This is a genomic window from Hymenobacter fodinae (assembly GCF_004745825.1).
Taxonomy (GTDB): Bacteria; Bacteroidota; Bacteroidia; order Cytophagales; family Hymenobacteraceae; genus Hymenobacter; species Hymenobacter fodinae.
The window spans coordinates 487,432-496,441 of the sequence record NZ_SRLA01000005.1; the positions used below are offsets into that span (position 1 = coordinate 487,432).

At 54.6% G+C, this 9,010-nt stretch carries 8 protein-coding genes; 3 read left to right on the forward strand and 5 right to left on the reverse strand.

The genetic code is table 11. The features are described 5' to 3' along the window. The first annotated feature begins 2 nt into the window (after positions 1-2). From EU556_RS22425 to rpiA, 3 genes are all read left to right on the forward strand, one after another. Positions 3-374: a hypothetical protein gene (locus EU556_RS22425; RefSeq protein ID WP_135436454.1), complete on the forward strand. Its 372-nt coding sequence runs from the start codon at positions 3-5 to the stop codon at positions 372-374. 142 nt (positions 375-516) lie between these two features. After that, complete coding sequence (locus tag EU556_RS22430) at positions 517-1,533, forward strand: LLM class flavin-dependent oxidoreductase (RefSeq protein WP_135436456.1); 1,017 nt, start codon at positions 517-519, stop codon at positions 1,531-1,533. Between the two features lie 116 nt (positions 1,534-1,649). Next, positions 1,650-2,402, forward strand: coding sequence for a ribose-5-phosphate isomerase RpiA (rpiA, locus tag EU556_RS22435; RefSeq protein ID WP_135436458.1), 753 nt, complete (start codon positions 1,650-1,652; stop codon positions 2,400-2,402). Positions 2,403-2,405: 3 nt separating this feature from the next. Here the strand turns inward: rpiA and pgl are convergent, their stop codons facing one another. The 5 genes from pgl to galK all read right to left on the reverse strand — a co-directional run bounded on the left by pgl (position 2,406) and on the right by galK (position 8,532). After that, positions 2,406-3,170 carry a 6-phosphogluconolactonase gene (gene pgl, locus EU556_RS22440; RefSeq protein ID WP_135436460.1) on the reverse strand — a complete coding sequence of 255 codons (765 nt, stop codon included), beginning with the start codon at positions 3,168-3,170 and terminating at the stop codon, positions 2,406-2,408. Further along, on the reverse strand, positions 3,157-4,671 hold the full coding sequence (zwf, locus tag EU556_RS22445; RefSeq protein ID WP_135436462.1) for a glucose-6-phosphate dehydrogenase: 1,515 nt from the start codon (positions 4,669-4,671) through the stop codon (positions 3,157-3,159). Before zwf ends, pgl begins: the two co-directional genes overlap by 14 nt. Before the next feature lie 41 nt (positions 4,672-4,712). Then, positions 4,713-6,212 (reverse strand): NADP-dependent phosphogluconate dehydrogenase, encoded by a 1,500-nt coding sequence (gene gndA / locus EU556_RS22450; protein WP_317128729.1) that lies wholly within the window; start codon positions 6,210-6,212, stop codon positions 4,713-4,715. A gap of 70 nt (positions 6,213-6,282) precedes the next feature. Next, entirely contained in the window at positions 6,283-7,350 is a 1,068-nt protein-coding gene (locus tag EU556_RS22455) for a UDP-glucose--hexose-1-phosphate uridylyltransferase (RefSeq protein ID WP_135436466.1), read from the reverse strand. Between the two features lie 30 nt (positions 7,351-7,380). Beyond that, positions 7,381-8,532, reverse strand: a complete 1,152-nt coding sequence (galK, locus tag EU556_RS22460; RefSeq protein ID WP_135436468.1) for a galactokinase — start codon at positions 8,530-8,532, stop codon at positions 7,381-7,383. Between the last annotated feature and the right edge of the window lie 478 nt (positions 8,533-9,010).

Sequence of the window (9,010 nt, forward strand, 5' to 3'; positions counted from 1 at the left end):
CTATGGCACCCTCTGAGCTACCGGAACTGCTTTTCGTGTATAATGCCGATGCCGGGCTAATTAACGGCTTCCTGGATACTGTGCACAAGCTGGTTTCGCCCTCTACGTATGCGTGCTCTCTATGTGCCCTTACCTATGGTGCCGCCACCATGCGCCCCGAGTGGAGAGAATTTTTGAAGCACTTGCCCGCGCGCGCTACATTTCTGCACCGTAACGAGCTAGTTGAGCAATATCAGGAGCTGGCACAAGTCGCGCTGCCAGCTGTATTTCGGCGGCAGAGTGGCCTAGCCTGGCACCCTTTCCTGACGGCGGCAGAATTACAGGCCGTGCCGGAGTTGCCCCAGCTTATACAGCTGATTCAAGCCAAGCTCTAGGCCACTTGCCGCGTAGTGCAAAATATGGATAATATATGTACATACATTAATTATATGTATCTTTACCTACCTGTGCACTAGTGGCACAGGCATACCTATCGTACCCGCTTCCACGGGCACACCTTTATAAAGTCAGAACTGTATGCAAATCGGAATAGATAGTTTCGCCGCCGCCCGTCAAAGCAATGGTCCGGCTCTCAGTGGCGCAGAAGCCATATCTCAACTGCTGGACCGTATTGAGCGAGCCGACCAGGTTGGGCTTGATGTATTTGGCATTGGGGAACATCACCGGGTTGAGTATCTCGATTCGGCTACTGCCGTTATACTGGCTGCCGCGGCGGCACGCACCAAACAAATTCGGCTAACCAGCGCCGTGACTGTACTCAGTGCCGCCGACCCCGTGCGGGTCTTTCAGGAGTTTGCAACCCTCGACCTCGTCTCGCAGGGCCGGGCTGAGATGGTGGTGGGCCGGGGCTCGTCCATTGAAGCTTTCCCCCTCTTTGGTTTCGACTTAGACGATTATGATGCGCTGTTTACCGAGAAGCTAGAGCTACTGCTGGCCATCCGCGACCAAGAGCGCGTGCACTGGCACGGTAAATTCCGGCCAGCCCTTACGGGGCAAGGCATTTACCCTAGGCCTATGCAGGCACAGTTGCCCGTTTGGCTTGGAGTGGGTGGTACGCCTCAATCCTTTGTACGGGCTGGTATGCTGGGCTTGCCCCTAATGGTGGCCATCATTGGGGGCGACACTCACCGCTTCCGCCCCCTGATTGATTTATACCGCAATGCTGGCAAGCAGGCGGGCTACTCGCCGGAGCAGTTGCAGGTTGGCCTTCACTCCCTAGGGTATGTGGCAGAAACCACAGAGCAAGCCCTAGAGGAGTTTTACCCCGGCTACGCCCAAACCTTCAGCAGCCGTGCCCGCGAACGGGGTGGCGCACCTGTAACTCGGGGCCAATTTATGGCTCAGACGGGTCCCTTAGGCGCCCTTTTGGTTGGCAGCCCCGAGGAAGTTGCTACCAAAATCCTGCGGCATAGCGAAGCGCTGGGTGGCATTTCGCGGGTAACGTTTCAGATGGACGTGGCCACGTTGCCTCACCAGAGGTTAATGGCGGCCATTGACTTGCTAGGCACTCGAGTGGCGCCCCTGATCCGCTAGGCCACTACGCCCAACCGTTCGTCAATAGCAGAGGCCTACAAAACACAGCCCCCGCATTATCAGTAGATAGTGCGGGGGCTGTGTTTTGTAGGCCTCTTTCACCTTACCAAAGCCAGATGACACCTCCTGCTTCCGCCTCCAATCAACTAGACCAGGAAAAACGACTTGCTGCCGCTGCCGCCTTGCGCTGGGTGCGCGACGGGATGGTACTGGGCTTGGGTACGGGCAGCACGGCCGCCCATTTCATTGCGCTGCTGGGTGAGGCGGTGCGTGATGGGCAGTTGCGGGTACAGGCTACGGCTACTTCTCAGGCCAGCGAAGCTCAGGCCCGTGAGCTAGGTATTCCACTGTTGGAACCTCAGCGCGGACTGCGCTTCGACCTAACCATAGATGGTGCTGATGAACTGGATCCGCGGCTCCGGCTGATAAAAGGGGGCGGGGGCGCACTTCTGCGCGAGAAAGTACTAGCTACCGCCTCCCAGTATTTGCTCATCATCGCCGATTCTTCGAAGCTAGTACCTCAGCTAGGCCAGTTTCCGCTACCGCTAGAGGTCGTGCCCTTCGCCCTACCGTGGGTGCTGGATGCAGTGGCCGAGTTGGGCGGCTCCCCGGTGTTGCGCTCAGATCGGCACAATCTCAAGGAGCCCGCCCGTTCAGACCAAGGCAACTTTTTAGTAGACTGCCACTTCACGCATATTCCCGACCCGGAACAGGTAGCCGCGCAACTACAAACCATTCCGGGTGTGGTAGAGCATGGCTTGTTCCTAGGACTAGCTCAGGCAGCCTTGGTTACACAGGGCGACCAGGTGATGGTAGTGAAACCTGGGATGGAGCCCGTTTCGGCCACCAACTTTGCGGAGCTGCCCTAAAGCTTAACCAGGGTTAATTGCTCCCAGCTGGCCTAGTTCAGCCGCGGCGGCTTGGTCTATAAACCACTGCACGTTGCCGCTGGTAGGGGCAATCAGTTGGGCCGGATACTCCTCAATCTGCCGGTCTGCCGTTAGCACTCGTTTTACTGCCAGCGCTTTATCACCCCCGTACACCAAGAAAGCCACTGCCCGCGCCTGATTAATCAGGGGAGCCGTGAAGGTGATGCGGTAGGCCTGCTTTTCCTCCACAAACACGGCCTGCACGTTGGCTTCGGTGGTGTGCAGCACGGGTGTGTGAGGGAACAACGAGGCTGTGTGTGAGTTGTCGCCCAGGCCCAACAATATTAGGTCAAACCGGACGGCGTAGGGAGCGAAGAATTGTTCGATGTCTTGGGTGTACTGCTGCGCCGCCTGCTCTGGTGGCAATGCGGTATTCACGGCAAACACTTGCTCGGCCTTGATGCCCAAGGGGTCTAACAAAGCCGCCTTCGCCATACCATAGTTGCTCTCGGGGTCATCGTGCGGAACGTTGCGCTCATCACCGAAGAAGAACGCTCCTTTTTCCCAGGGTATCTGGTCGCGGTACTCGGCAGATGCTAGCAGTTCAAATAGCTTCCGCGGCGAGTTACCGCCAGACAGGGCTACGCTGAACTGGACTTGTGCGGCTACTGCCTTTAAGGCCGAATCCCGGAAGAAATCGGCCAGTTGGCGCAGTACTTCCTCACTAGACGAGGCAATGTGCAGCTCTGGGAGATTATTTTTTTCCATTGAGCGGGAGGGTAAACCAGTGATACCCGTCGCGGGCAATGAGGGCTTCGGCCACTTCCGGTCCCCAAGAGTCGGCGGAGTAGTTAGGAAAGCTCTGGCTGGCACGGCCTTCCCAAGAGTTAAGAATGGGCATGATCAAGTCCCAGGCCGCTTCTACTTGGTCGCCGCGCATGAACAAGGTCTGGTCGCCCAGCATGGTATCCAGCAGTAGCGTCTCGTAGGCCTCTGGTGCTTGATTGGAGTAGGTGCCTTTGTAGTCAAAGACCATGTCCACGGTGTTGAGCATCATGTCTAGGCCAGGGCGCTTAGCCTGCACCTGCAGCCGAATACTCATTTCAGGCTGAATACTGATGATCAGACGGTTTTGCTGCCAGCTTTCGGCCGTTTCCGTCGGAAATACGCAGTGCGGCACATCCTTGAACTGCACCGTAATGCTGGAGGCCGAACGATGCATCCGCTTCCCGGTGCGCAAGTAAAACGGCACATTTTGCCAGCGCCAGTTGTCCACGAAAAACTTCACGGCCGCAAACGTCTCGGTATTAGAAGGCGGCTTCGACTCCACTTCATCGCGGTAGCCGGGCACTTTCTTGCCCTCCATCCAGCCAGCGCCGTACTGCCCCCGTACCGCCGACTCCCGCACTGTTTCGGGCGTAAACCGGCGCATGGCCCGCAGTACGTCTACTTTCCGGTTGCGCACCTCATCGGCGTTGAAATTCACGGGCGGCTCCATAGCCACCAGGCACAGCAACTGTAGCAAGTGGTTCTGAATCATGTCGCGCAGGGCACCCGCGCCATTGTAATACCCACCCCGGTCTCCTACTCCCAGCTGCTCCGTCACGGAAATCTGCACGTGGTCGATGTAGTTGCGGTTCCAGAGGGGCTCGAATAAGGCATTAGCAAAGCGGAAAGCCATGATATTCTGCACGGTCTCTTTGCCCAGATAGTGGTCGATCCGGTAGATCTGCTGCTCCGTGAAAATCTGGCCTAAGAGCTGGTTCAGTTGCTTAGCTGACTCCAAATCGTGCCCAAAGGGCTTTTCAATTACAATCCGCGTGCGCTCCGGGTCAGCCGAAAGCTTACTCTTCGCAATGTTTTGGGCAATAACCGGGAAAAAATCAGGCGCCACTGCCAGATAGTAAATCACGTTGGGCTGGGTACCCCACTCCTTCGTGTAGTCCTGAATACGCCGCACAAAAGGCTCATAAGCCGCCGCATCCTGCACATCAGCCGCCTGGTATACTACATGGCTGGCAAATGTTTCCCAAGTCTCGGGGTTGGCCTTGCCGCTCCGCGAAAATTGGTTTATTCCTTCTAATATCCGCTCCCGGAAGGCTTTGTCGGTGAGAGTGGTACGGCCGGTGCCAATGATGGCAAACTGCTCGGGCAGCCACCCATCTATGAATAGGTTATACAGGGCGGGCGCCAGTTTGCGCGCGTTCAAATCTCCAGTGCCGCCAAAAATGACAAAAACAGTGGGTTGGATATTCTTATGGCTACTCATGCCTATAGCTTGCTTTACGGATTCGAATGAGAGAAACTAGACTACTTATTGGGAATCACGGGCTGCTCCCCCTGGCTCTTCTCTCCTACTTGCGCGTCTTGTTTGTTGGCGGCATCCTCATGGTCAGGTGTCCATTGGGTATGAAATACGCCTTCCTTACCAATCAGCTCGTACGTGTGCGCTCCAAAATAATCGCGCTGGGCCTGAATTAGGTTGGAGGGCAAACGGCCACTACGCAACGAATCGAAATACCCCACCGCTGCTGCGTAAGCCGGAATTCCCAATCCTGCCGTAATAGCGGCCGCTACTACGGTACGGGCGCCTGGGGCGGCTTGGCTTACCACCTGCTGCACTTGCCCATCAAGGAGCAGGTGCTCTAGGCCAGGTGCATGCTGGAAAGCAGCATAAATATGATTCAGGAACTCTGAGCGAATAATACACCCTCCGCGCCAGATACGGGCAATATCGGCCAGTTGTAGCTCATACCCGTAGTCCCGCGAGGCCTTCGCAAGCAGTTGCATTCCTTGGGCGTAAGTAATAGCCATACTGAAGTAGAAGGCCTCTTCCAGGCTCTGCAGGAAAGAGTCAGTATCAACCTGCAACGGTGCAGCCGCGGGGGTGTACAGTTCCGCCAATTGCTGACGCAGCGCCTTGTACTTAGAAAGGTCCCGCATTGAAACAGCCGCATCAATAGTTGGAATAGGCAATTCCAGCTCCATAGCCACCTGCGATGTCCACTTGCCAGTGCCTTTCGAGCGGGCTTCGTCCTTGATATCATCAAGCAGTAGGTGGTCGGTGTTAGGAGCCTGAAAGCGAAAAATATCTTTCGTGATATCGAGCAGAAACGACTGCAATCGGCCCTGGTTCCAGCGGTCAAACACCTGGCCTATTGCCTCGTTATCAAGCCCCAGGCCCCGCTTCATTACGTCATAGGTTTCGGCAATGAGTTGCATGAGACCATACTCAATGCCGTTGTGTACCATTTTCACGAAGTGACCGGCGGCCCCGGGTCCCATGTAAGCCACGCAGGGCTGCCCGTCTACCTGAGCGGCAATGGCCTCAAATAATGGCTGAAGAGTTTGGTAGGCGTGTTTATCACCACCCGGCATCATGCTTGGACCAAAGCGTGCGCCTTCTTCGCCCCCCGATATGCCCATCCCAAAAAAGTGGAAGCCAGCCGTCGCTAATGCATCGGCCCGGCGAGTCGTGTCGGTAAAATGTGAATTACCTCCATCAATGATAATGTCGCCGGCAGCTAGCAGCGGTTTCAACTCCTCGATTACGCTATCTACGATGGGGCCCGCGGGTACCAGCATCATGATAGCCCGCGGTGTACTCAGGCTTTGCACAAACTGCGACAATTCAGCAAATCCCTTCACGGGTTTGCCAGCTCCCTCCTCCGTTAGCAAGCTTAGTTTTCCGGCGTCTTTGTCATACCCTGCTACGGCTACGGAATGATCTGCCAGGTTAAGCAGCAGGTTGCGGCCCATGGTACCCAGGCCAATCATGCCAAACGAGAATGTGGTCGGCGTTGCGTTCATCAGATGGAAGTTTCAAGACCAGGCCTAGGCCTAGTGGCTAAATAGAAAAAAGTGAATATAAGTAGCCGTCTTATTGCGGCTGTGACTTTTTGTAATGGACACTCGGCAGTTCACGCAGGCGCTGAGCAGCTACCTCGGGCGTAATGTCACGCTGGGGGTTAGCTAGTAGCTCATAGCCAACCATAAACTTGCGAACGGTAGCTGAGCGAAGCAGCGGTGGATAGAAGTGCATGTGGAGGTGCCAGCTCTCGTGGGCTTGTCCGTCGGTAGGGCGTTGGTGTAAGCCAGCTGAATAAGGAAACGACATTTGAAACAGGTTGTCGTACCGAATGGTTAGCTGCTGCAATGCGTCAGCTAGCGCATTCTTCTCGTCATCTGTTAGTTGCGCCAGGTCTTGCACATGGCGGCGAGATATGAGCAACGTCTCGAATGGCCAAACGGCCCAGTAGGGCACCAACACTACAAAGTGCTCGTTTTGATACACCAGGCGTGTTTGCTCTTCCAGTTCAATGGCCAAATAATCGGTCAGTAAACTGCGGCCATGCTCCGACCAGTAGGCCAGTTGATGCGTTGTTTCCCGGGCTGGGTCGTCAGGAACGGTGCGTTGAGCCCAAATCTGTCCGTGTGGGTGAGGGTTGCTGGCCCCCATCATGGAGCCTTTATTTTCAAAAATCTGTACGTAGTTAATATCAGGCCTAGCTCCTAGCTCCTGATACTGAGCTGTCCATACATCTACTACTCCCCGAATGGCCCCTACTTCCATTTCAGGTAGTGTCAAATCATGGCGAGGAGAAAAGCAGATTACCCGCGCAACCCCCGACTCTGCTTCGGCCCGAAGTAGCCCGCGCACATTCACGCTTCCTACTGGTACCGTAGCTTGCAACGCGGCAAAATCGTTGTCGAATACGAACGTACCCGTGTAGTTTGGGTTTTGGACGCCGCCTACACGACTGTTTCCGGGGCAGAGGTAACAAGTTGGATCATAAGCAGGGCGCTTTTCAACTTCCGGTGCCTCCTGCTGCCCTTGCCACGGTCGCTTAGAACGATGAGGAGATACCAGCAGCCACTGGCCTAGCAGCGGGTTGTAGCGGCGGTGTGACTGTTCTGTTGGATCGAAGTGGCTGGACGTATCTGCCATTGGTTTTCTATCTAAGTCTGAGCTAACAAATCAAACGAGGGAAACACCATCCACCAGAACTGTATGATATGTCTCTAGTGGCAAGTGTACTTCTCGCTGGTAGGCCTCCCGCATTGCTTTCTCAAAAGCTGCAACGTGCTCAGGCGCTACTAGGTTGATGGTACATCCTCCAAAGCCCCCGCCCATCATTCGAGCGCCATATACTCCCACTAAGGGACGAGCTGCTTCAACTAGCACATCCAGCTCACGGCAGCTCACTTCGTATTCATCGCGCAAACCAGCATGAGAAGCATACATCAACTGACCTACAGCTAGTAAATCGCCTTCATTCAGCGCTTGAGCTGCTGCTTCCACTCGTTGATTCTCTTCGACCACATACCGGCAACGCTTGTACACAATAAGGCCTAGCTCATCAGCATGCGCTTCTAATTGCGCTAGTGTTACGTCACGTAAGCTGCCGATTCCCGAGAAATATTGTTGTAAAATCTTGACTCCCTGCTCACACTCTTGGCGCCGAGTATTGTATTCTGAGCTAGCCAAGGAGTGCTTCACCCCCGAGTTACACAGCACAATATGGCACGAATGGGTGTCGAACGGTACATATGAGTAGTCTAACGAGCGACAGTCTAACCGAATCACCTGTCCCGATTGCCCAAACAAACTGGCAAACTGATCCATTAGGCCAGTGCGCACGCCAGCATACGAATGCTCTGCCTCTTGGCCTATTTTCGCTAATGTCAATCGGTCTAAGCCACAATCGAATATATGGTTCAGTGCAAAGGCAAGACCACAACAAAGCGCAGCAGAGGAAGACAGTCCGGCCCCTAGAGGAATATCACCACCGAACACACAATCGAACCCCTTTATTCTTGCTCCCCGCTTCTGGAACAAGTCTATAATTCCCAGCAGATAATTGGCCCAATGCTTATCGCTTGTAACAATCGACGATAATGGAACTGTCAGAGTGTCCTGCTGCTCGTCATAGGCTACTAATCGAACTTCTTCGCGCTGATTGGCAGCTATTGCGAAATAGATGGCTCGATTAATTGCTCCTGGCATGACAAATCCCAAGTTGTAATCTGTGTGCTCCCCAATCAGATTCACTCGCCCAGGCGCACGCACAATTAGAGGATTGCGCTCGAAGCGCTGCATAAATTCAGAAGATAACAGTTCAGCGTCCATAAGGAAGTTAAACTACGTAATCACAGTAAGGTTACTCTACTCGACTTTAAGTAATCCACAATAAGCTTGCGTCTAGACATTTTGCTTGTACGCCAATAACATGTGAAACAAAAAAGGCTAACACAGTTGTGCTAGCCTATGGCATTTTACAATAATGGCTAATACGTAGTGCATACTTGTAAGATGTTTTACGCAAAAGCTGCACTATATAAACACACAAAGGCCTCGCACCAATAGGATACGAGGCCTTTTCTACGATACCCTTCCGGCGGCGAGGGCATTGTCCCACCGGCCGGGGGCCTTGAAACGCCACTGAGCCGCTCCTCCCCCGGCGGCGCATCCTCACGGACCAGGTCCGGGACGCAGCTCGCCCGCTAGGAAAAGCGGCTCAGCAGTTCAGTAAGGTTGGCGGCGACCTACTCTCCCGCCGGTGAAGGCAGTACCATGGGCGCTCCGGGGCTTAACGGCTCTGTTCGGA